Here is a 21,436-nt window from a genome sequence, read left to right on the forward strand (position 1 = left end):
TCAGGGCGACGGCGCGATCGCCTCGGCATACTCATACAGCAGGCCCAGCAATTCCTCGCCACGCTCGTCGGTCGTCTCGGCCGCAGCGTCGATCTCGGCAAAGAACTGATCGACATTGCGCGCACCGCCCTCGCCTTCCATCAGGCGCGCCGCGCGGTGCGCTTCCCAGCGCTCGGCCTCGTCGGGCGTGAGCGTTTCGACGAAGTTGCGGGCACGGTAGCGAAACAGGATCTCTTCGAGCCGAGGGTCGTCGAAACCGGTGCGCGACAGCGCCAGTTCGGCCGGCGACAGGCCGCGCAGCTGGTTCAGCCGCCGCCGGTCGGCATTGCCGACGAAGCCGCCGTACAGGTCTTCGTCAACATCGGGCGCGGCCTCCTTCGGGCGCTCGTAAACCTGCGTCCAGATGGCGCTCATGTCGGGCAGGCCCTGGGCGAGGGCGGCGTGGCGCATGGCGGTGTCGAGGTCGATGTTCCAGCGCGCGGCCATCGCCGGGGCCAGCGTCTTGAGGTTGCCCACCACCATCGGCGACTTGTTCAGGTGGATGCCCTTGATCGGCAGCCGGACCACGCCCTCGGGCAGTTCGGCGGTGCGGGTGAAGAGGCGCTGGCGCAGCGTAGGTACGTCCATGTCGCGCAGTTCGCTGGGGTCGTGTGCGAGGTCCCAGGCCAGCAGCTCGTTCTTGTTCGTCGGGTGGCTGGCCAGCGGCCACATCACGGCGAGGCAGCCGCGCTCGGCCGGAAACATGCCCGACACGTGGAGGAAGGGCTTGGCCGTCTCGCGCGTGGCCGGCAGGCCGAGCTCGCTCGCCACCCGGTCCTTGCGGTGCAGGCCGAAAGCAAAATCGAAGAGCCGCGGCTGCGCGTTGCGGATGAGCCGGGCCAGCGCGATGGTGGCGCGCACGTCCGACAGCGCATCGTGCGCGGCTTCGTGCAGCAGCCCGTTGGCGCGCGCCAGGTCGCCGAGCTTGAAGCTGGGCTTGCCGTCTTCCTTCGTTGGCCACTGGATGCCATCCGGTCGCAACGCATAGGTCAGGCGCACCACATCGAGCAGGTCCCACCGGCCGCAGTCGTTCTGCCATTCGCGGGCGTACGGGTCGATCAGGTTGCGCCAGAACAGGAAGCGCGTCACCTCGTCGTCGAAGCGGATCGTGTTGTAGCCCACGCCGATGGTGCCGGGCTGCGCGAAGGCGGCCTCGATGCGCGAGGCGAATTCATGCTCGGGAAGGCCGCGTTCCAGGCAGGTCTGGGGGGTGATGCCGGTGATCAGGCAGGCCTCGGGGCTCGGCAGGTAGTCCGGGGCTGGCTTGCAATAGACCATGAGCGGCTCGCCCACTTCGTTGAGTTCGGCATCGGTGCGGATGGCTGCGAACTGCGAGGGGCGATCGCGGCGAGGCACGGCACCGAAGGTTTCGTAGTCGTGCCAGAGAAAGGTGTGTGCGGACATGCGGTGTCAGAGCAAAGGGGAAAACAGACGGGCGAGCGCGTCGCCGAGGCGGCGCCAGAAGGGCTGGTGCCGCTGGGCGCGCACCGGCGCGGCGCTGTGCAGGTCGGTTTCGAACTGCGCGGCGAGCGGCCGGGCCAGCGTCGGACCATACACCACCGCCATCACCTCGAAATTCAGGCGAAAACTGCGGTTGTCGAAGTTGGCGGTGCCAATCATGGCGCAGTCGTCGTCGACCACCAGCGTCTTGGAGTGCAGCATGCGCGCCTTGTACTCCCAGATCTTCACGCCAGCGGTCAGCAGTTCGTCGTAGTACGAGCGCGCTGCGGCGCTCACGATGGCCGAGTCGCTGCGTCGCGGCACGAGCAGGCGTACATCGACGCCACGCAGCGCGGCGCTGGTGAGCGCCATCAGGGCCGGTTCGCCGGGTACGAAGTACGGCGTGGTGAGCCAGGCGCGACGGTCGGCCGAATGGATCGCCGCGACATGCATGCGGTGGATGGCCTCGAGCGGCGTGTCGGGGCCGCTGGTCACGATCTGCAGCGGAATGTCGCCCGCCTCCATGGGCGGCATCATGTGGCCGATCGTCTGGTCGACGTTCTTGAGGTTCTCGCCCGTGGCGTAGGCCCAATCCTCGAGGAAGGTGGTCTGCAGCCAGCGCACGGCGATGCCTTCAAAGCGCAGATGCACATCGTGGTAGGCGTCGGGGCGCTTGCGGCGGTCTTCCTCGTCGGTGATGTTCACCCCGCCGGTGAAGCCCACCCGGCCGTCGCACACCACGATCTTGCGGTGGCTGCGGTAGTTCGTCACCGGGCGAAGGCGGCGGCCGATCCGGGTCTCGTGGAACAGCGCCACCTGGACTCCCGCGGCATGCAGCGGTGCCATGAACGTGCGGCCGATGCGCTTGGAGCCCAGCGCATCAAGCAGCAAGCGCACCTTCACGCCCTGCCCGGCCCGCTCGATGAGCAGGTCGCGCAAGGCGATGCCGATGCGGTCGGGTTCGTAGATGTAGTACTCGAGGTGGATGTGGTCGGTCGCGGCATGGATGGCTGCGAAGATCGCATCGAAGGTGGCAGCGCCACCCGACAGCAACTCGGCACGCGTGGCGCTAGAGACCGGAATGCCGCAGGCGGCGGTTCCCAACGCAGCGAGTTGGCGCACAGCGGTGGGGACGTCAGAGATGGCGTGGCGAAACACAGTGCCGTCGGCTTGCGCCTGGGCGTTGACGCGGCTGCGCAGACGCTTGAGACGCTGCTTCTTCAGCCGCTGCGGCCCGAGAAAGTAGTAGACGATGAAGCCGCCGAAGGGCAGCAGCGCGAGCGACAGAATCCAGCTCATCGTGGAGACGGGTGCGCGCTTTTGCATCACGATCCACACCGACAGCACGGCAATGTAGGCACTCCAGGCCACAGAGAGCCCGGTTTTCCATTCAGCGCTGAGTTCGGGGAGCGTCAAGGTGGGGGAGATAAAGAAAAAGGCCGGGAGCTGCGATGCTACCGGCCTTTGCCTTCAGTCCGGGTCCACGACCCGACGGGACGTCAACCCGTGGCGGCTTCCTCAGCTTCGGGCTTGGCCTTGCCTTCCTTCTTCGGCAGCGGCTGGATGTCGAGCTGCACTTCGTTCTTGTCGTCGAGGTCGACGGTCAGGCGACCGCCGTCCTGCAGGCGACCGAAGAGCAGCTCGTCGGCCAGCGCACGACGGATCGTGTCCTGGATCAGGCGCTGCATCGGCCGCGCACCCATCAGCGGGTCGAAGCCCTTCTTGGCCAGGTGCTTGCGCAAGCCATCGGTGAAGGTGACGTCGACCTTCTTCTCGGCCAGCTGCGTTTCGAGCTGCAACAGGAACTTGTCGACGACCCGCAGGATGATCGATTCGTCCAGCGCCTTGAAGCTGACGGTGGCGTCCAGCCGATTGCGGAACTCCGGCGTGAACAGACGCTTGATGTCGGCCATCTCGTCGCCCGACTCGCGCGGGTTGGTGAAGCCGATGGTCGCCTTGTTCATGGTCTCGGCGCCGGCGTTCGTCGTCATGATGATGATGACGTTGCGGAAGTCGGCCTTGCGTCCGTTGTTGTCCGTCAGCGTGCCATGGTCCATGACCTGCAGCAGCACGTTGAAGATGTCCGGGTGCGCCTTCTCGATTTCGTCGAGCAGCAGCACGCAATGCGGCTTCTTCGTGACGGCCTCGGTCAGCAGCCCGCCCTGGTCGAAACCGACGTAGCCCGGAGGCGCGCCGATCAGGCGGCTCACGGCGTGGCGCTCCATGTACTCCGACATGTCGAAGCGGATCAGCTCGATGCCCATGATGTAGGCGAGCTGCTTGGCCGCTTCGGTCTTGCCGACGCCGGTGGGGCCACTGAACAGGAACGAGCCGATAGGCTTGTCGCCCTTGCCCAGGCCCGAACGCGCCATCTTGACGGCGGAGGCCAGCACCTCGAGGGCCTTGTCCTGACCGAACACCACGCTCTTGAGGTCGCGTTCGAGCGTCTGCAGCTTGCCGCGGTCGTCGTTCGACACGTTGGCCGGGGGAATGCGGGCGATCTTCGCGACGATTTCCTCGACCTCGGCCTTGGTGATCGTCTTCTTGCGCTTGCTCGGCGCCAGGATGCGCTGGGCCGCACCGGCCTCGTCGATCACGTCGATCGCCTTGTCGGGCAGGTGACGGTCGTTGATGTACTTGGCGCTCAGCTCGGCAGCCGCCTGCAGGGCCGCCACCGCGTACTTCACGCCATGGTGTTCCTCGAAGCGCGACTTCAGGCCCTTGAGGATGTCGACGGTTTCCTGCACCGTCGGCTCGACCACGTCGACCTTCTGGAAGCGACGCGACAGGGCCGCATCCTTCTCGAAGATGCCACGGTATTCGGTGAAGGTGGTCGCGCCGATGCACTTGAGCTGACCGCTCGAGAGCGCCGGCTTCAGCAGGTTCGATGCGTCGAGCGTGCCGCCCGACGCCGCACCTGCGCCGATCAACGTGTGGATTTCATCGATGAAGAGCACTGCATTCGGCTTGTCCTTGAGCGACTTGAGCACACCCTTGAGGCGCTGCTCGAAGTCACCGCGGTACTTGGTGCCGGCCAGCAAGGCGCCCATGTCCAGCGAATAGACCACCGCTTCCGCGAGGATTTCCGGCACATCCCCTTGCGTGATGCGCCAGGCCAGGCCCTCGGCAATGGCAGTCTTGCCGACGCCGGCCTCGCCGACGAGCAGCGGATTGTTCTTGCGCCGACGGCACAGGATCTGGATCACACGCTCGACCTCGTACTCGCGGCCGATCAGCGGATCGATCTTTCCATCCTTGGCCATCTGGTTGAGGTTCTGGGTGAACTGCTCCAGCGGCGAAGCCTTTTCGTTCTTCTCACCACCGCCCTCTTCGTTCTCGCTGGAAGAAGCCTCGGGATTGCCCTTGGCTGCTTCCGGCGGATCGCTCTTCTTGATGCCGTGGGCGATGAAATTCACCACGTCAAGGCGTGTGACACCTTGTTGGTGGAGGTAATACACCGCATGCGAATCCTTCTCGCCGAAGATGGCAACCAGCACGTTCGCGCCGGTCACTTCCTTCTTGCCATTGCCCGTGGACTGTACGTGCATGATGGCGCGCTGGATCACGCGCTGGAAGCCCAGCGTGGGTTGCGTATCGACGTCGTCGGTACCCGCCACCTGAGGCGTGTTGTCCTTGATGAAGTTCGTCAGCGACGCGCGCAGGTCGTCGACGTTGGCCGAGCAGGCCCGCAGCACTTCTGCGGCACTCGGGTTGTCCAGCAAAGCGAGCAACAGGTGCTCTACCGTGATGAACTCATGGCGCTGCTGCCTGGCCTCGACAAAGGCCATGTGCAAGCTGACTTCCAGTTCCTGGGCAATCATGAGATTTCCTTTTGCCTTGCTGTAAATAAATTGTCAGATGGGTTGGAGTGCGGTTTATTCAACCGGTTCACTGACGCATTGGAGCGGATGACCAGCCTGGTGCGCCGCTTCCATCACCTGGTTGACCTTGGTCGCAGCCATGTCGCGGGAGTAAACGCCGCATACGCCGCGGCCGTCGAGATGGATCTTGAGCATGATCTGGGTGGCGCTTTCCCGGTCCTTGTTGAAGAACTCCTGGATCACCACCACGACAAACTCCATGGGCGTGTAGTCGTCATTGAGCATGACGACCTGGTACATCTGCGGGGGGGCCGTTTTCTGGGGGCGCCGCTCCAGGACGACCGCGTCACCATCGTCGCGCCGCGGCTTGGTTGCCGGTGGCGTCTTCGGGGTGGAGGGGATTCGGGTTGCCATGAATTTCATTCTATCGAGGAGCCCAGCGCCTTGCCGATGCCTGAGGAGTTGGTGTCATATTACGGACAAATCAAGGGGTGGGAGCGAGCGAATACGAAGGTACCCACCCTTCACCTTGCCCAGATGGGTACGAAAGCAAGAAAAAAGCCCTGTGGCCGCGCGGTACGGACATCAGGGCTTGGCTTCCAGCGGACCGACCGACCGTCGATGTCACATGTTGTCGATCATCACTTGGCCGAAGCCCGAGCAGCTCACCTGCGTCGCACCGTCCATCATGCGGGCGAAGTCATAAGTCACCTTCTTGCTGACGATCGACTTCTCGATCGCGCTGATGATCAGGTCGGCCGCTTCAGTCCAGCCCATGTGGCGCAGCATCATCTCGGCAGACAGAATCTCGGAGCCGGGATTCACATAATCCTTGCCGGCATACTTGGGCGCCGTGCCGTGCGTGGCCTCGAACATCGCCACCGTGTCACTGATATTCGCGCCCGGCGCAATGCCGATCCCGCCCACCTGGGCCGCCAGCGCATCGGACACGTAGTCGCCATTCAGGTTGAGCGTGGCCACCACCGAATACTCCGCCGGACGCAGCAGGATCTGCTGGAGGAACGCGTCGGCGATGCTGTCCTTGATGGTAATGTCCTTGCCGGTTTTGGGGCTCTTCACCCGCATCCAGGGACCACCGTCGATCAGCTCCGCGCCGAATTCCTTGGCGGCCAGACCGTAAGCCCAGTCCCGAAACGCGCCCTCGGTGAACTTCATGATGTTGCCCTTGTGCACGATCGTGACCGAAGGCTTCTCGTTGTCGATGGCGTACTGGATCGCTTTGCGCACGAGCCGTTCGGTGCCTTCACGCGAGACCGGCTTGATGCCGATGCCCGACGTATTGGGAAACCGGATTTTCTTGATGCCGAATTCTTCCTGCAGAAATCGGATGAGTTTTTTGGCTTTTTCGCTTTCGGCTTCGAATTCGATGCCAGCGTAGATGTCTTCCGAATTTTCCCGGAAGATCACCATGTTGGTCTTTTCCGGCTCCTTGACCGGTGACGGCACGCCCTTGAAGTAGCGGATGGGCCGCAAGCAAACATAAAGGTCGAGTTCCTGGCGCAGTGCCACATTCAACGACCGGATGCCGCCGCCGATGGGGGTCGTCAGCGGACCCTTGATCGACACAAGATACTCGCGCACCACCGCCAGCGTTTCTTCGGGCAACCACACATCGGGGCCGTAGATGCGAGTGGCTTTCTCGCCCGCGAAGACTTCCATCCAATGGATTTTCTTCTTGCCTTCGTAAGCCTTGGCCACCGCTGCGTCGACCACCTTGATCATCACCGGCGTGATGTCGGCACCGGTGCCATCGCCCTCGATGAATGGAATGACGGGTTGATCAGGAACGTTCAGCGTGCCATCGGCCTTGACGGTGATCTTCTGGCCTTCTGAGGGGACCGCGATGTGCTGATAGCTGGACATGTGCAATGTGGCTCCGAGGTGACAGTCGGCGGTTCAACGTAAATTAGACCGACGGAATAGCCGTAGAATTTTAGACGCAACCGGAGGAGCCCGAAGTTCTGTCAACCGCAGCCATGCCGGCTTCGTTGTTTGCAGACCTTCTGCTGGCCGGGAGGCGCTTTAAATCAATTTGTCCACAGAGGAAATCGTATGAACAAAGTTCTCGCAGTCATGATCGCAGGCCTGTTCGCAGCTGGCGCCTACGCCCAGAACCCCACGGGCAAGACCCCGGAACAAGGCGCACTGCCCAGCGGCAAGGCTGTCGACAAGGCCGAAGCCAAGGTGGCTTCGCGTCCGGCCGGTGTGGCTCCTGCTGCTGGTGGCGACATCAACAAGACGCCCGAAGGCGGCGCAGTTGGCGTCGACAAGGCTGCTGTGGCTGGCCAAAAGCGCGCTTCCACGCGTGACGCCCGTCACCTGAACAAGGACGGCAGCGTGAAGAAGAAGACCGTGCAAGGCGGTACGCCGAAGTAATTCGGACGGCCCCCGGGTCAAAAAAACGTCCTTCGGGACGTTTTTTTTTGCCTGATCGACAAGCACATGCCGTCAACCGCGCTGCTGCTGCGCCGTTGTAGGAGAACCTCCATCGGGGGGTGTCCAGAACCAATGACTACACAGGATCTCTCGTGAACAAAATCATCGCTGCCCTCTTTGCAGGCCTCTTCGCTGTCGGTTCCTTCGCCCAGACGCCACATGCACCGGCGCACGCACCAGCAGCCAGGCACGCCGTGAAACACACACCCAAGCACGCCAAGAAGAAGGCCGTCCACAAGGTCCATGTCAAGCACACCGCCAAGCGCGCCGTGCATAAGGCACACGCGGTCTGAGCGATGTAAGCTCCACCGCGGTGTTGGAACGATGCCCGCTCTCCGCGGGCATTTTTGATTTGGTCATTCCTTTGAGGTCCCTATGTTCGCTCGCCCTCTTTCCTCGGTGCTGCTCGCAGCCGCAGCCTTCCTCGCGCCTTTACATGCCGCCTGGTCCCAGCCGCAACCGCAAATGAACCTGCAACGGGTGGAACTGCACGCCGGCATGTACAACATCGATGCGCAGGTGGCGGTCACGCCTCAGGAACAGGAGATCGGCCTGATGTTCCGCCAGGAGATGCCCCAGCAAGAAGGCATGTTGTTCATGTTCCGGCAGCCTTCGACGCAGTGCTTCTGGATGAAGAACACGGTGCTGCCGCTGACCGCTGCGTTCGTGGCGGACGACGGCCGTATCGTCAACCTGGTCGACATGAAGCCGCAGACGCTCGACTCCCACTGCTCTGAAGAACCGGTGCGTTTCGTGCTGGAGATGAACCAGGGCTGGTTTGCCAAGAAGAGCATCAAGAAGGGCTTCAAGCTCGTCGGAGCCCCGTTCGGTTCGAAGTGAGCCGAAAGCGCGCTCCAGAACGAAAAAAGCCGATCTCAAGGGTCGGCTTTTTTGCCTGAACGCGCGCAGCCGTGGCCGCGCGCGTTCAGATAAATCAACGGGTCAAGCGAAGTTCTTTTCCGCGAATTCCCAGTTCACCAGCTTGGCCAGGAAGGTCTCCACGAACTTGGGGCGCAGGTTGCGGTAGTCGATGTAGTAGGCATGCTCCCAGACGTCGACGGTCAGCAGGGCCTTGTCTTCGGTGGTCAGGGGCGTACCGGCCGCACCGGTGTTGACGATATCGACCGAGCCATCGGCCTTCTTCACGAGCCAGGTCCAGCCGGAACCGAAATTGCCGACGGCCGACTTCACGAAGGCTTCCTTGAAAGCGTCATAGCTTCCCCACTTGGTTTCGATGGCCTTGGCCAGTGCGCCACTCGGAGCGCCGCCGCCTTGCGGCTTCATGCAGTTCCAGAAAAAGGTGTGGTTCCAGATCTGTGCGGAGTTGTTGTACACGCCGCCGCTCGACTTCTTGACGATTTCTTCGAGCGTCATGCTCTCGAACTCAGTGCCCTTCTGGAGGTTGTTCAGGTTCACGACGTAGGCATTGTGGTGCTTGCCGTAGTGGTATTCGAGCGTTTCCTTCGAATACTCGGGCGCCAGGGCGTCCATTGCGTAAGGCAGGGGTGGCAGAACGTGTTCCATCTTTTTTCTCGCGGGTTGGTTGGTCGAACGGATCATTCTAGAAAAAAATCATTCGCCCTGTGTCGGACGAACACGTGGCGTGGGCGCGGAGCGGGCCTTGCGTGACGGCGTGGCGGCCGCGTCCACCGTCAGCGCCGCGGCGCCGTCGGCCAGCCGTGCCACCACGCGGTCGCCGGGGCGAAGTGCCGCGGCCTGGGTGATCGCCCGCCCTTGGGGGTCGGTCAGCCACGCGTAGCCGCGCTGCAGCACCAGCGCCGGGTCGAGCAGGCGCAGTCGCGATTCGACGCGGTCGAGCCGGTCAGCACGCCGCGCGCTGTCCCGTTCGAGCGCAGCAGGCAAGGCGACGGCCAACTCCGACTGCGCGCGCACTGCCCGCTCGAGCCGCGCGCGCATACCGTAGCGCAGGCGTTGGGCATGGTGCGCCAGCCGCATCTGCTGGCGACCAACCATCGAGGAAGGGCGGCCCAGCCGGCCGGCGGCGAGGTCCAGGCGCTGGCTCAGCTGGTCGATGCGGTGGCCCAGGGCGTCGTCGAGTCGCTGTCCGATCAGATCGAGCGCGCCGAGCCAGAGCTCGCGCGTGGCTGACACGAGTTCAGCCGCAGCGGTGGGCGTGGGCGCGCGCAGATCGGCGCAGAAATCGGCAATGGTGAAGTCGGTTTCGTGGCCCACGCCACTGACCACCGGCACGGGACTTTGCACGATGGTGCGCGCCAGCGTTTCGTCATTGAAGGCCCAGAGGTCCTCGATCGAGCCGCCACCGCGCACCAGCAAAATCACATCGACAGGCGTTTCCAAGGCGCCGTCGGTGCGGCCCAGCGCATACAGCGCCCGCAGGGCCTGCACCAGTTCACCCGGTGCCCCGGCGCCCTGCACTGCAGCGGGCGCCAGCACGACGGGGATGTGCGGCGCGCGGCGCCGCAGTGCGGTCACCACATCGTGCAATGCGGCTGCGCCCAGCGACGTGACCAGCCCGATCGCGCGCGGCATGACCGGCAGTTCGCGCTTGCGTTGCACATCGAACAGCCCTTCGGCTTCGAGCTTCGCCTTGCGCTGGAGAAATTGCTCGAACAGCGCTCCCTGCCCCGCCCGGCGCAGGCTTTCGACAATGAGTTGCAAGTCGCCGCGCGGCTCGTACACGGCCAGACGACCGCGCACTTCGACCTGATCGCCGTCGCGCGGCGTGAAGTCAAGCAGGCTGGCCGCCCGACGGAACATGGCGCTGCGCAGTTGGCCGGTGTCATCCTTGAGCGAGAAGTAGCAGTGCCCGCTCGATGCCCGTGAAAAGCCCGAAATCTCGCCAGCCACGGTGACTGGGTTGAAGCGCGCTTCCAGCGCATCGGCCACCGCATGGCAAAGGGCACCCACCGCCCACACGCGAGGCCCGGGCATCGAGGAAAACGCGCGCGTGCTCATGCCAGACGCCACAAATGTGTCACAACTCGTCCACAGCGGTGCACGCTGTCTCCAGGCACCGGGCAGGACGCGTGAAAGAGGCACGTTTTGTGGTGCAACTCATTGATTTCAAATGATAAATAGGTGCTCAAAATTCGATCGTTCCAATGAAAGCCCCGTCGGGCGTGGCTTCCAGTGCGTTCCCAACGCGGTTACTCACAAAGTTATCCACAGTTTCTGTGCGTCGGTGCCTACAGGACCGGGGTGCACGACAGTGCAAGTCGAGAGAGATAATCGCCCCGCATTGGCAGCTCTCGGGGCGGAGGTTTCCTTGTTTTCCATCATAGTGGCTCGACGCACCGTCGCCGGGCAGGCGTGCTCCTCTTGAGCCTGCAACAAGCGTGGCTCACACGCGGTTGGCGGGCGCGCGTGTTGTGGCCGCTGTCGCTGCTTTACGGCGCGCTGGCCGCCTTGCGCCGCCTTTCTTACCGTCGCGGCTGGCAGTCGACCGAACGCATCGGCGTGCCGGTGATCGTGGTCGGCAATGTGGTTGCGGGCGGTGCCGGAAAGACCCCTGTGGTGATGGCTGTCGTGCGCCACCTCCAGTCTCGCGGCCTCCATGTCGGCGTCGTCTCGCGCGGCTATGGGCGTACGGGCACGGGGTGCTGCGAAGTGCGGGCCGACAGCGACCCGGCTGCGGTCGGCGACGAGCCGGCGCTGATCCGCCAGGCGACCGGCGCGCCGTTGTTCGTCGCGGCGCGCCGGGTGGAAGCCGCCCGGACCCTGCGCGCAGCGCACCCCACCACCGACGTCATCGTGAGCGATGACGGCCTGCAGCATCTGGCGCTGGGGCGTGACATCGAGATCTGCGTGTTCGATGACCGGGGCACAGGCAACGGCTTTCTCCTGCCTGCAGGCCCCTTGCGCGAGCACTGGCCGCGGACCTGCGACCTCGTGCTGCACACGGGATCACAGCCAGCCTTCGCCGGCTTCACTTCGCAGCGCGCGCTGGCCGACCACGCGCTGCGCAGCGACGGCACCCAGGTGCCACTCTCCCAGTTGAGCAATCGCCCACTGGTCGCGCTCGCTGCCATCGCCAGGCCCGAGGCGTTCTTCGACATGCTGCGCGCACGCGGGCTGACGCTGGCGGACACCATCGCGCTGCCCGATCACCACGACCTCACGCAATGGACGCGCCCTGTGTCGGCTACCGATGCCGTGCTGGTATGTACGGAAAAAGACGCGGTCAAATTGTGGCGGCGGGTACCTGACGCACTGGCCGTGCCGCTGGTCTTCACGCCCGAGCCCGCGTTCTTCTCGGCGCTCGATGCAAAGCTATCATCGACCCATGGACACCAAGCTGCTTGAACTGCTCGTTTGCCCCGTCACCAAGGGCCCCCTGACCTGGAATGCGGAAAAGCAGGAACTCGTCTCGCGCAGCGCGCGACTGGCCTACCCGGTGCGCGACGGCATCCCCGTGCTGCTGGAAAACGAAGCCCGCACCCTGACCGACGAAGAGCTCGGACTTTGAGCTTCACCGTCCTGATTCCTGCACGGCTGGCGTCCACGCGTCTGCCTGACAAACCGCTGGCCGACATCGGCGGCGAGCCGATGGTGGTGCGTGTGGCCCGTCGCGCACTGTCCTCCAGTGCGGGGCGCGTGGTGGTGGCGGCCGATGACATGCGCATCGTCGACGCCTGCCAGGCCCATGGCATCGCCGCATTGCTGACCCGCCAGGACCACCCGAGCGGCAGCGACCGCTTGGCCGAAGCCTGCGAACAACTCGGCCTGCCCGACGATGCGATCGTCGTGAACGTGCAGGGCGACGAGCCGCTGATTGCCCCTTCGCTGATCGATGCGGTCGCCGAAACCCTGCGCGCGCATCCCGACGCGTCCATGAGCACGGCGGCCCATGCCATCGATTCGCTCGAGGAATTTCTCAATCCAAATGTAGTGAAGGCTGTGCTCGACACGAACGGCAATGCGCTCTATTTCAGCCGCGCACCGATCCCGTGGTGGCGCGATGCCTTTGCCGCCGCCGGCCCAACGCGCGTGCCCAGTTCGCCCGCACCCCTTCGCCACATCGGTATTTACGGCTATCGCGCCGGCTTCGTGAAGCGCTTCCCCTTGCTGCCGCCCGCGCCGATCGAGGCCACCGAGGCATTGGAGCAACTGAGGGCGCTGTGGCATGGTCATCGCATTGCCGTGCATGTCAGCGCCCATGCGCCTGGCCCCGGCGTGGACACGCCCGATGACCTGATGCGCGTCCGCGGGCTCATCGCACAGGGCTGAGCGTCGTCCGCGCGTCTCTCTTCGGCGAGGGCGCGTGCTATCCTCGAATCAATTCCGCCAATTCCGGGGCCTTCACAGGCCAGCATATGGCGTGACAAAGAAATCTAAGAAACGTCCGAGGACATCATGAGACTGATTTTGTTGGGGGCCCCTGGGGCGGGCAAGGGCACGCAAGCCGCATTCATCTGCAAGAAGTACGGCATTCCGCAGATATCGACAGGCGACATGCTGCGCGCTGCGGTCAAGGCAGGCACACCGCTGGGCCGGGAAGCTCAGGCCGTGATGGCTGCGGGCGCGCTCGTGAGCGACGACCTGATCATCAATCTTGTGAAAGAGCGCATCGCGTTGGCCGATTGCGCCAACGGATTCCTTTTCGACGGCTTCCCCCGCACCATTCCCCAGGCTGACGCAATGCGCGCGGCTGACGTCAAGCTCGACTACGTGCTCGAAATCGACGTGCCCTTTGCCGACATCATCGAACGCATGAGCGGCCGCCGCTCGCATCCTGCGTCGGGCCGCATCTATCATGTCAAGTTCAATCCGCCGAAGGTCGAGGGCAAGGACGACGAGACCGGTGAAGACCTGATCCAGCGCGAGGACGACAAGGAAGAGACCGTTCGCAAGCGCTTGGAGGTGTACAGCCAGCAGACCCGTCCGCTGGTCGACTACTACTCCCAGTGGGCGAAGACCGAGCCCGAAGCGGCGCCCAAGTACCGCGCGATCCTGGGCGTTGGCACGGTCGACGAGATCACGCAACGCGCGCTTGCCGCACTCGCCAGCTGAGTCGCATTCGGCGGCACCGCTAATCATGCAGAAAAGGGTCGCTGAGGCGGCCCTTTGACGTTGTGGAGCAACTGGCCGCGCGGTCCGCTCCTGAATCAACGCGGCGCTGCTTGCACCAGCAATTCGAGCATCAGCGCGATGCGTGCCTTGACCGGCGACAGCGCACCCGCGTCGCGCAGGTTGGCATGCGGCGTGGGCAGGATGCGCCCTTGCGTGCATCGGGTCGCGCGCAGCACGGCAACACCCGCCGCTTCGGCGCGCGAGGCTGCGGCTTCCAGCGCCTCGTGCAAAGTGCCGTTGCCTGTCGCGGCCAGTACCACACCCTGCACGGCACGCGCTTCGCCTGTCGCGCGCTCGCGCAGCAAGGCGTCGACCAGTCCACCGCCAGCGCCGGCATGGCTCGTCACGATCTCCACCCTCGGCCATCTCGTCGGGTCCTGAGCGATCACGGCCGCCAGCGCGCCCGCAGCGCCAGCTTGCTCTTGCGGTGTCGATGGCCAGTCGCGCAACGCACGCAACGTGCCCTCTTCCATGTAGCCGACCGGGCCTGCATCGCCGGACGCGAAGGCGTCGAGCCGGTACGTATGGACTTTCTGCACGTCCAGTGCGCTGTGTACGGTCCCGGCACACAGCGCAGTGACGCCGCGCGCGCCCGCTGTGGCGGCCAGGCAGATCGCGTCGCGCACGTTCTGAGGCCCATCCGGGGCCAGCGCGGTCGCCGGGCGCATGGCACAGGTCAAGACCACTGGCTTGGCCGGTGCGAGCACAGCCTGCAGGAAATAGGCCGTTTCTTCCAGCGTGTCAGTGCCGTGCGTGATCACGATGCCCGCGACATCCGCCTGCACCAGCCAATGGGAGCAGCGCTGCGCCAGTGCTTGCCAGACAGCGAAACCCATGTCCTTGCTGTCGAGTTGAGCGACCTGTTCGGCGAACAGCGTCACCCCGGGCGGTGCGTCGATGCCTTGCAGCAGGTCGGACACATCGACCTCGGCGGCGGTGTACCCGATGTTGTCGCCGGGCGCAGACGCACGGCCGGCGATGGTGCCCCCGGTCCCCAGGACGATGATGCGACGCGTCGTGGCGCAGGAAGGATCGGTTGTTGTGACCATTGCTTGCAAAGTTGGTGGAACTGGTTAAAAATACAGATACTGGATATCCAGACAGTACCGCAAGGAGTTCCCATGCAGTTTGCAGTCAAGCTTACCGCCCGTCAGCAGCAAATTCTCGATCTGATCCGCGCCACCATCGCACGCACCGGGGCGCCGCCCACGCGTGCCGAGATCGCGACCGAGCTCGGGTTCAAGTCGGCCAATGCGGCCGAAGAGCACCTGCAGGCACTGGCCCGCAAGGGTGCCATTGAGCTGCTCAGCGGCACATCGCGTGGCATCCGTCTCAAGGGTGATGCGCTGCGCTCGCTCAACGAATCGCGCAACAACCAGTTCTCGTTGTCGCTGCCTGGCATGGCGCAACTGGCCCTGCCGCTGGTCGGCCGGGTGGCAGCCGGTTCGCCCATTCTGGCGCAAGAGCATGTCGACCAGACCTACTACCTGGAAAGCACGCTGTTCCAGCACCAGCCCGACTATCTCTTGAAGGTGCGCGGCATGTCCATGCGCGATGCCGGCATCATGGACGGCGACCTGCTCGCCGTGCAGTCGGCCAAGGAAGCGCGCAATGGCCAGATTGTGGTGGCACGGCTGGGCGACGAAGTCACGGTCAAGCGCCTCAAGCGAACCAAGGATGCCATCGAGCTGCATGCCGAGAACCCCGACTACCCGACCATCGTGGTGCAGCCTGGGGAACCCTTTGAAATCGAAGGCCTGGCCGTCGGCCTCATACGCAACACGATGCTGATGTAGGCATCGGTTCGAGGGCGCGACAGGTGGCGGGCGTATGGCAAGGGCCATCACCCTGTTGCAGCCCGTTTGGAAAGCAATCCTGCCTGTGTCCAACCTCACTTCTGGAGTTCACATGGGAATCGCCATCCTCACCATCGTCGACCTGCTGATGCCGCTGCAGTCGCTGGCCAGCCGTTTCATGCCGGCACGACGCGGTCATTCATCGAGCGTTCACCGTGCCGCAGCGGGTGGCCTGGCATGCCCGCCGCCTGAATCGGCCCCGGGATCGCCCTTGCGCACGGACGCCACCGGGTCAACGTCGGGCAGCACGTTGGCGCGCCCGCTGCGGGTGGTACGCGTCGAGGCGCACCAGGCTGGTCACCGTTCGGGTCGCGTGGTCATTTCAGGGCGCATCGCCGATGTCTGTGCCGAGCTCGATCGGCTGGCCGCACTCGAAGCGGCTCAGGCGGCACGCCTTCACTGAGCGGCAGGCCCGGCCAATTTCCGGGTTGCAAGGCCGAAATGCGCAGTCGGCGATGTAGGGCGCTCAGGGTGCAAGGCACAATGACACGCCATGAACATCGTGATCCTCGACGACTATCAGGACGCTGTGCGCAAGTTGCGCTGCGCATCCAAACTCGATGCCTATACGGCCAAGGTGTACACCAACACCGTCAAAGGCATCGGACAGCTGTCTGTGCGGCTCAAGGACGCCGACGTGATCGTGCTGATCCGTGAGCGCACGCAGATCACCCGCCAGCTGGTCGAAAAACTACCGCGGCTCAAATTGATTTCCCAGACCGGGCGCGTCGGCGGCCACATCGATGTCAATGCGTGTACGGCGCAGGGCGTTGCAGTGGCCGAGGGCACCGGTTCCCCGCTGGCGCCGGCAGAGCTGACGTGGGCGCTGATCATGTCGGCCATGCGGCGATTGCCGCAGTACATCAGCAACCTCAAGCATGGCGCGTGGCAGCAATCGGGATTGAAGTCGGCATCGATGCCGCCCAACTTCGGGTTGGGGTCGGTGCTCAAGGGCAAGACGCTCGGCATCTGGGGTTACGGCCGTATCGGCCAGCTGGTCGCGCGCTACGGACAGGCCTTCGGCATGCAGGTGGTGATCTGGGGGCGCGAAGAAAGCCGCAACCGAGCGCGCTCGGACGGACTGCAGGTTGCATCCAGCCGCGAAGAGTTCTTCGCGACGACCGACGTACTGACGGTGCACCTGCGCCTGAACGACGACACCCGTGGCATCGTGACGCTCGAAGACCTCTCGCGCATGAAGCCGACCGCCCTCTTCGTGAACACGTCGCGTGCCGAGCTGGTCGAATCCGATGCATTGCTGGCTGCGCTCAACCGCGGTCGCCCGGGCATGGCGGCGATCGACGTGTTCGAGAGCGAACCGCCGCTGCAAGGCCATGCCCTGCTGCGCCTGGAGAACTGCATCTGCACGCCGCACATCGGCTATGTCGAACAGGACAGCTACGAGATGTACTTCGGCCAGGCTTTCGACAACGTCGTGAGCTTCGTCAAGGGCAACCCGACCAACATCGTGAACCCGGGCGCACTCCAAGTCAGGCGCTGACCCGGACGCAATCCATTCCAACGAGATAGAGAGAGACATTCATCCAATGACCGTGACCTATTCCAGAATCGCCGTGATCGGCGCCGGCGCCATGGGCCGAGGCATTGCGCAGATCGCTGCGCAAGCCGGCAGCGACGTACTGCTCCTCGACAGCTTTGCCGGCGCTGCCGAACGCGGGCGTGAGGCGCTTGCCGCGCAGTGGCAAAAGCTCCATGAGAAAGGCAAGTTCGACGAAGCGCACCGCGACGCGCTCGTCGCCCGCGTGCAGGCCGTGGGATCGATCCAGGACCTGGCCTCCTGCGACCTGGTGATCGAGGCGGTCATCGAAGACCTGGAAGTCAAGCGCGCCTTGTTCAAGGAGCTGGAAACTGTGGTCGCTGCGAGCGCCACGCTGGCGACCAATACATCGTCCCTGTCGGTCACGGCCATCGCCGCCGGCCTGCAGCATCCCCAGCGCATGGCGGGCTTTCACTTCTTCAATCCCGTGCCACTCATGAAGGTGGTCGAGGTGGTTGCGGGCTTCAAGACCAGTACGGACGTCTGTGCGCGGCTGTCGGCTTACGCCAAACAGATGGGCCACAGCGCGGTGCAGGCACAGGACACGCCGGGCTTCATCGTCAACCATGCCGGCAGGGGCTTCGGCACCGAGGCGCTGCGCATCGTCGGCGAAGGCGTGACCGATTTCGCGACCATCGACCGTATCCTGAAGGACCAGGCCGGCTTTAGGCTCGGCCCCTTCGAGCTGATGGACCTCACTGCACTGGACGTGTCCCATCCGGTGATGGAGTCGATCTACCGCCAATACTACGAAGAGCCGCGCTTTCGCCCGAGCGTGATCACGGCCCAGCGCCTGGCGGCCGGCGCGCTCGGTCGCAAGACCGGGGAAGGCTTCTACCGCTACGTCGACGGTGTGGCGCAGGTCACGCCCGAGCCTGCCGCGCCAACGCTCGATCTGCCGCAATCGGTCTGGGTGTCGCCGCGTGCGGCGCGTCGACCCGATGTGCTGCGGCTCGTGCATTCGCTGGGTGCGCAACTGGAGACGGGCGCCACGCCGTCCGCCGCTGCGCTGATCGTGGTGGCGCCGCTGGGCTTTGACGTGACGACCGTTGCCGCTGTCGAGCGCCTGGACGCCACGCGCACCGTCGGTATCGACATGATGATCGACGACGCAGCCACCAAGCGCCGGGTGATCGCGACCAACCCGGCCACGCGTCTGGACATGCGCGACACCGCGCACGCCCTCTTCGCTCGCGACGGCAAGGCGGTCAGCGTCATCCGCGACAGCGGCGGCTTCGTCACGCAACGGGTGGTGGGCACCATTGTCAACATCGCTGCGGACATGTGCCAGCAGCGCGTGTGTTCGCCGGTCGACCTGGAAACCGCCGTGCGGCTCGGCCTGGGCTATCCGCAGGGGCCGCTGGCCATGGGCGATCTGTACGGGCCGACCAACATGCTCGAAGTGCTGTTCAACCTGCAGACGGTGTACGGCGATCCGCGCTATCGCCCGAGCCCGTGGTTGCGTCGCCGCGGCGCATTGGGCCTGAGCCTGATGCATGAAGAAGAATGACCCGAAAGACAAGCGCCGCAGCATGACCGCAGAAATCAAGAGCACGACCGAAGGCAGCACGTTGGTGCTGACGCTTTCGAATCCCTCGCAGCGCAACGCGCTCGGCCCTGACATGTACGCAGCAGCCGTGGAGGCCCTCAACGGTGCGGACGACAGCAGCGAGGTGCGTGCGGTCGTGATCGTGGGCGAAGGCGCCTGGTTCTGCGCCGGTGGTTCGCTGCAACGCCTGCAGGCCAACCGTGCGCAGCCGCCTGCGGTGCAGGCCGAGAGCATCGAGGGCCTGCACAACTGGATCGACACGATCCGCAGTTGTTCCAAGCCCGTGATCGCCGCGGTCGAAGGTGCGGCCGCCGGCGCCGGCTTCTCACTCGCCCTGGCTTGCGATTTCATCGTGTCGGCCCGCGACGCGGTGTTCGCTGCGTCGTACAGCAATGTGGCCCTGACGCCCGACGGCGGCCTGAGCTGGCATCTGGCACAGGCCCTGCCTCGCCAGCTCGCGAGCGAATGGCTCATGGGCGGCGAGCGCATCGCCGCGCCACGCCTGCACGCGCTGGGCCTCGTGAACGAGCTCACCGACAACGGCCAGGCGCTGTCGGCGGCCATGGCGCTGGCCGCGCGGCTGGGCGGCCGTGCGCCCAATGCACTGGCCAGCATCAAGGAACTGCTGAGCGAGGCGCGTGGCGCCACGCTCGGTGACCACCTGGCGCAGGAGCGCGATCACTTCGTTCGCAACCTGCATCATCCCAATGCCGGCATCGGCATTGCCGCTTTTCTCGCCAAGCAGCCGCCGCACTACGATTAGTGCGCGCGTCGCTCCGGCGACAACTCCCCGCCTTTCAGTCGCCGACAGGACAGACCCATGGACGACCCCATTCTTACCATCGAAGAACGCGAAGCGATCAATAGCGGTCGCTGGTTCGCTTCTCTTTCACCCTCTCTGCGCCACGACATTCTCCGATGTGCCTACGTCAAACGCTACAAGGACGGCGATCTGCTCGCAGCACGTGGCGATCCGCCCGAGCAGTGGATCGCCTGCGCCAAGGGCGCCGTGCGCGTGAGCTCCACGGCCGTCTCCGGCAAGCAGGTGACGCTGACCTACGTGGAGCCCGGCATCTGGTTCGGCGACGTCGCGATGTTCGACGGGGACCGGCGCACGCACGATGCCTACGCGCATGGCGAAACGACCACGCTGAACGTGGCACGCGCCGACTTCCAGAAGATCCTCGCCCTGCATGTGGAACTCTACGAGGCGCTGATGCGGCTGCAGGCGCGGCGCATTCGTACGCTGTTCGGTCTGGTCGAGGACCTCAACACCCTGCCCTTGCGCGCGCGACTGGCCAAGCAACTGGTGCATCTGGTGCGCAGCTATGGCGTGCCCAGCCTGGTCGATGGCAGCCAGATGCGCATCGGGCTGCATCTGGCGCAGGAAGAGCTGGCGCAACTGCTCGGCGCCTCGCGTCAGCGGGTGAACCAGGAGCTCAAGACGATGGAGCGCGAGAACGTGATCCGCATCGAGCAAGGCGGGCTGGTAGTGCTCGACCGTGCTGCCCTCATGCGCGTCTCGGAGGCGGAAGAATAACGACGACCCTTTTCGGACCTTCAAGGACATGACCCAGGACTTCAGCAACTTCATTGGCACACGTGCCGTCTCTCAGCAGCATGCATTCGACGTTGAGGCCCTGTCCACCTGGCTCGAAAAGAACCTCGACGGCTTCCAGGGTCCGCTGACGGTCGAGATGTTCAAGGGCGGGCAGTCGAACCCGACCTACAAGCTCATCACGCCCGGCCAGAGCTACGTGATGCGTGCCAAGCCGGGACCGGTGGCCAAGCTGCTGCCCTCGGCCCATGCCGTGGAACGCGAATTCAAGGTCATGAGCGGGCTTGCCGGCACCGACGTCCCCGTGCCGCGCATGCACTGCCTGTGCGAGGACGAGGCCGTCATCGGCCGCGCGTTCTACGTGATGGAGTTCATGCAGGGCCGCGTGCTATGGGACCAGGCCCTGCCCGGCATGAGCAATGCCGAGCGCATGGCCATCTACGACGAGATGAACCGCGTCATCGCGGCGCTGCACACCGTGAAGTTCGCCGAGCGTGGTCTGGCCGACTATGGCAAGCCCGGCAACTACTTCGAGCGCCAGATCGGCCGCTGGAGCAAGCAATACGTGGCCTCCATCACGCAGCCCATTGCCGAGATGGACAAGCTGATGGAATGGTTGCCGGCGCACATGCCGCAAAGCGCGCGCGACGAGAAGATGGTCTCCATCGTGCACGGCGACTTTCGGCTCGACAACCTCATGTTCCACGCCACCGAGCCGCGCGCGATTGCCGTCCTCGACTGGGAACTGTCGACGCTCGGCCACCCGTTGGCCGATTTCAGCTACCACTGCATGTCGTGGCACATCTCGGGCGCAACGTTCCGTGGCATCGGCGGTCTGGACCACAAGAGCCTGGGCATTCCCACCGAGAGCGAATACATCCGCAGGTACTGCGAACGCACCGGGCTCACCACGCCCGAGGCGCTGGTGCCCGACTGGAACTTCTACCAGGCCTACAACCTGTTCCGCATGGCCGCCATTCTGCAAGGCATCGCCAAGCGGGTCGAGGCCGGCACGGCTTCGAGCGAGCAAGCCGTGGCCTCAGGCCGCGGCGCGCGCCCCATGGCTGAGATGGCCTGGCAGTTTGCCCAAAAGGCATGACCGCTCTC

At 64.6% G+C, this 21,436-nt stretch carries 21 protein-coding genes and 1 pseudogene; 14 read left to right on the forward strand and 8 right to left on the reverse strand.

Annotated features, from left to right (window positions below):
- The 5 genes from sbcB to icd all read right to left on the reverse strand — a co-directional run bounded on the left by sbcB (window position 1) and on the right by icd (window position 7,184).
- On the reverse strand, window positions 1-1,443 hold the full coding sequence (sbcB, locus tag J2W36_RS06035; protein WP_307688772.1) for an exodeoxyribonuclease I: 1,443 nt from the start codon (window positions 1,441-1,443) through the stop codon (window positions 1-3).
- A 6-nt stretch (window positions 1,444-1,449) separates the two neighbouring features.
- Window positions 1,450-2,895: a cardiolipin synthase gene (cls, locus tag J2W36_RS06040; protein WP_307688773.1), complete on the reverse strand. Its 1,446-nt coding sequence runs from the start codon at window positions 2,893-2,895 to the stop codon at window positions 1,450-1,452.
- 83 nt (window positions 2,896-2,978) lie between these two features.
- Window positions 2,979-5,300, reverse strand: a complete 2,322-nt coding sequence (clpA, locus tag J2W36_RS06045; RefSeq protein ID WP_307688774.1) for an ATP-dependent Clp protease ATP-binding subunit ClpA — start codon at window positions 5,298-5,300, stop codon at window positions 2,979-2,981.
- A 54-nt stretch (window positions 5,301-5,354) separates the two neighbouring features.
- The gene (gene clpS / locus J2W36_RS06050; protein WP_307688775.1) at window positions 5,355-5,714 is read right to left on the reverse strand and encodes an ATP-dependent Clp protease adapter ClpS; all 360 of its coding nucleotides are present in this window, start codon (window positions 5,712-5,714) and stop codon (window positions 5,355-5,357) included.
- A gap of 210 nt (window positions 5,715-5,924) precedes the next feature.
- Window positions 5,925-7,184 (reverse strand): NADP-dependent isocitrate dehydrogenase, encoded by a 1,260-nt coding sequence (icd, locus tag J2W36_RS06055; RefSeq protein ID WP_307688776.1) that lies wholly within the window; start codon window positions 7,182-7,184, stop codon window positions 5,925-5,927.
- A 189-nt stretch (window positions 7,185-7,373) separates the two neighbouring features.
- Here icd and J2W36_RS06060 point away from each other — a divergent pair, with 189 nt between their 5' ends.
- The 3 genes from J2W36_RS06060 to J2W36_RS06070 all read left to right on the forward strand — a co-directional run bounded on the left by J2W36_RS06060 (window position 7,374) and on the right by J2W36_RS06070 (window position 8,597).
- Complete coding sequence (locus J2W36_RS06060) at window positions 7,374-7,697, forward strand: cell envelope biogenesis protein TolA (RefSeq protein WP_307688777.1); 324 nt, start codon at window positions 7,374-7,376, stop codon at window positions 7,695-7,697.
- 152 nt (window positions 7,698-7,849) lie between these two features.
- Window positions 7,850-8,050, forward strand: a complete 201-nt coding sequence (locus J2W36_RS06065) for a hypothetical protein (RefSeq protein ID WP_307688778.1) — start codon at window positions 7,850-7,852, stop codon at window positions 8,048-8,050.
- A gap of 82 nt (window positions 8,051-8,132) precedes the next feature.
- On the forward strand, window positions 8,133-8,597 hold the full coding sequence (locus J2W36_RS06070) for a DUF192 domain-containing protein (protein WP_307688779.1): 465 nt from the start codon (window positions 8,133-8,135) through the stop codon (window positions 8,595-8,597).
- A 102-nt stretch (window positions 8,598-8,699) separates the two neighbouring features.
- On the opposite strand, the gene J2W36_RS06075 is transcribed toward J2W36_RS06070, so the two are convergent.
- Together J2W36_RS06075 and xseA are read right to left on the reverse strand one after the other, a co-directional pair.
- On the reverse strand, window positions 8,700-9,281 hold the full coding sequence (locus J2W36_RS06075) for a superoxide dismutase (RefSeq protein WP_307688780.1): 582 nt from the start codon (window positions 9,279-9,281) through the stop codon (window positions 8,700-8,702).
- A 48-nt stretch (window positions 9,282-9,329) separates the two neighbouring features.
- Window positions 9,330-10,694, reverse strand: a complete 1,365-nt coding sequence (gene xseA, locus J2W36_RS06080; protein WP_307688781.1) for an exodeoxyribonuclease VII large subunit — start codon at window positions 10,692-10,694, stop codon at window positions 9,330-9,332.
- Window positions 10,695-11,029: 335 nt separating this feature from the next.
- Between xseA and lpxK the strand changes: the two are divergent.
- From lpxK to adk, 4 genes and pseudogenes are all read left to right on the forward strand, one after another.
- A pseudogene (gene lpxK, locus J2W36_RS06085) lies at window positions 11,030-12,041 on the forward strand (tetraacyldisaccharide 4'-kinase); the annotation flags it as partial.
- Window positions 12,022-12,204: a Trm112 family protein gene (locus J2W36_RS06090; protein ID WP_307688783.1), complete on the forward strand. Its 183-nt coding sequence runs from the start codon at window positions 12,022-12,024 to the stop codon at window positions 12,202-12,204. The pseudogene lpxK and the gene J2W36_RS06090, both read left to right, overlap by 20 nt.
- A complete protein-coding gene (gene kdsB / locus J2W36_RS06095) occupies window positions 12,201-12,965 on the forward strand; it encodes a 3-deoxy-manno-octulosonate cytidylyltransferase (protein WP_307688784.1) in 765 nt (254 codons plus the stop codon). Before J2W36_RS06090 ends, kdsB begins: the two co-directional genes overlap by 4 nt.
- A 126-nt stretch (window positions 12,966-13,091) precedes the next feature.
- Window positions 13,092-13,748, forward strand: a complete 657-nt coding sequence (gene adk, locus J2W36_RS06100) for an adenylate kinase (RefSeq protein WP_307688785.1) — start codon at window positions 13,092-13,094, stop codon at window positions 13,746-13,748.
- A gap of 95 nt (window positions 13,749-13,843) precedes the next feature.
- On the opposite strand, the gene J2W36_RS06105 is transcribed toward adk, so the two are convergent.
- Window positions 13,844-14,857, reverse strand: a complete 1,014-nt coding sequence (locus J2W36_RS06105) for an asparaginase (RefSeq protein ID WP_307688786.1) — start codon at window positions 14,855-14,857, stop codon at window positions 13,844-13,846.
- A 72-nt stretch (window positions 14,858-14,929) separates the two neighbouring features.
- Between J2W36_RS06105 and lexA the strand changes: the two genes are divergently transcribed.
- The 7 genes from lexA to J2W36_RS06140 all read left to right on the forward strand — a co-directional run bounded on the left by lexA (window position 14,930) and on the right by J2W36_RS06140 (window position 21,428).
- On the forward strand, window positions 14,930-15,604 hold the full coding sequence (lexA, locus tag J2W36_RS06110; RefSeq protein ID WP_307688787.1) for a transcriptional repressor LexA: 675 nt from the start codon (window positions 14,930-14,932) through the stop codon (window positions 15,602-15,604).
- Window positions 15,605-15,716: 112 nt separating this feature from the next.
- On the forward strand, window positions 15,717-16,067 hold the full coding sequence (locus J2W36_RS06115) for a hypothetical protein (RefSeq protein ID WP_307688788.1): 351 nt from the start codon (window positions 15,717-15,719) through the stop codon (window positions 16,065-16,067).
- A 90-nt stretch (window positions 16,068-16,157) separates the two neighbouring features.
- The gene (locus J2W36_RS06120; protein ID WP_307688789.1) at window positions 16,158-17,165 is read left to right on the forward strand and encodes a D-2-hydroxyacid dehydrogenase family protein; all 1,008 of its coding nucleotides are present in this window, start codon (window positions 16,158-16,160) and stop codon (window positions 17,163-17,165) included.
- A gap of 46 nt (window positions 17,166-17,211) precedes the next feature.
- A complete protein-coding gene (locus J2W36_RS06125) occupies window positions 17,212-18,732 on the forward strand; it encodes a 3-hydroxyacyl-CoA dehydrogenase (RefSeq protein ID WP_307688790.1) in 1,521 nt (506 codons plus the stop codon).
- Window positions 18,733-18,754: 22 nt separating this feature from the next.
- Entirely contained in the window at window positions 18,755-19,534 is a 780-nt protein-coding gene (locus J2W36_RS06130) for an oxepin-CoA hydrolase, alternative type (RefSeq protein ID WP_307688833.1), read from the forward strand.
- A 57-nt stretch (window positions 19,535-19,591) separates the two neighbouring features.
- Complete coding sequence (locus J2W36_RS06135) at window positions 19,592-20,311, forward strand: Crp/Fnr family transcriptional regulator (protein ID WP_307688791.1); 720 nt, start codon at window positions 19,592-19,594, stop codon at window positions 20,309-20,311.
- Window positions 20,312-20,339: 28 nt separating this feature from the next.
- Complete coding sequence (locus J2W36_RS06140; protein WP_307688792.1) at window positions 20,340-21,428, forward strand: phosphotransferase; 1,089 nt, start codon at window positions 20,340-20,342, stop codon at window positions 21,426-21,428.
- The last annotated feature ends 8 nt before the right edge of the window (window positions 21,429-21,436 follow it).

Origin of the sequence: Variovorax ginsengisoli (genome assembly GCF_030811835.1) — a bacterium.
In the GTDB taxonomy this organism is placed as follows: Bacteria; Pseudomonadota; Gammaproteobacteria; order Burkholderiales; family Burkholderiaceae_C; genus Variovorax; species Variovorax ginsengisoli_C.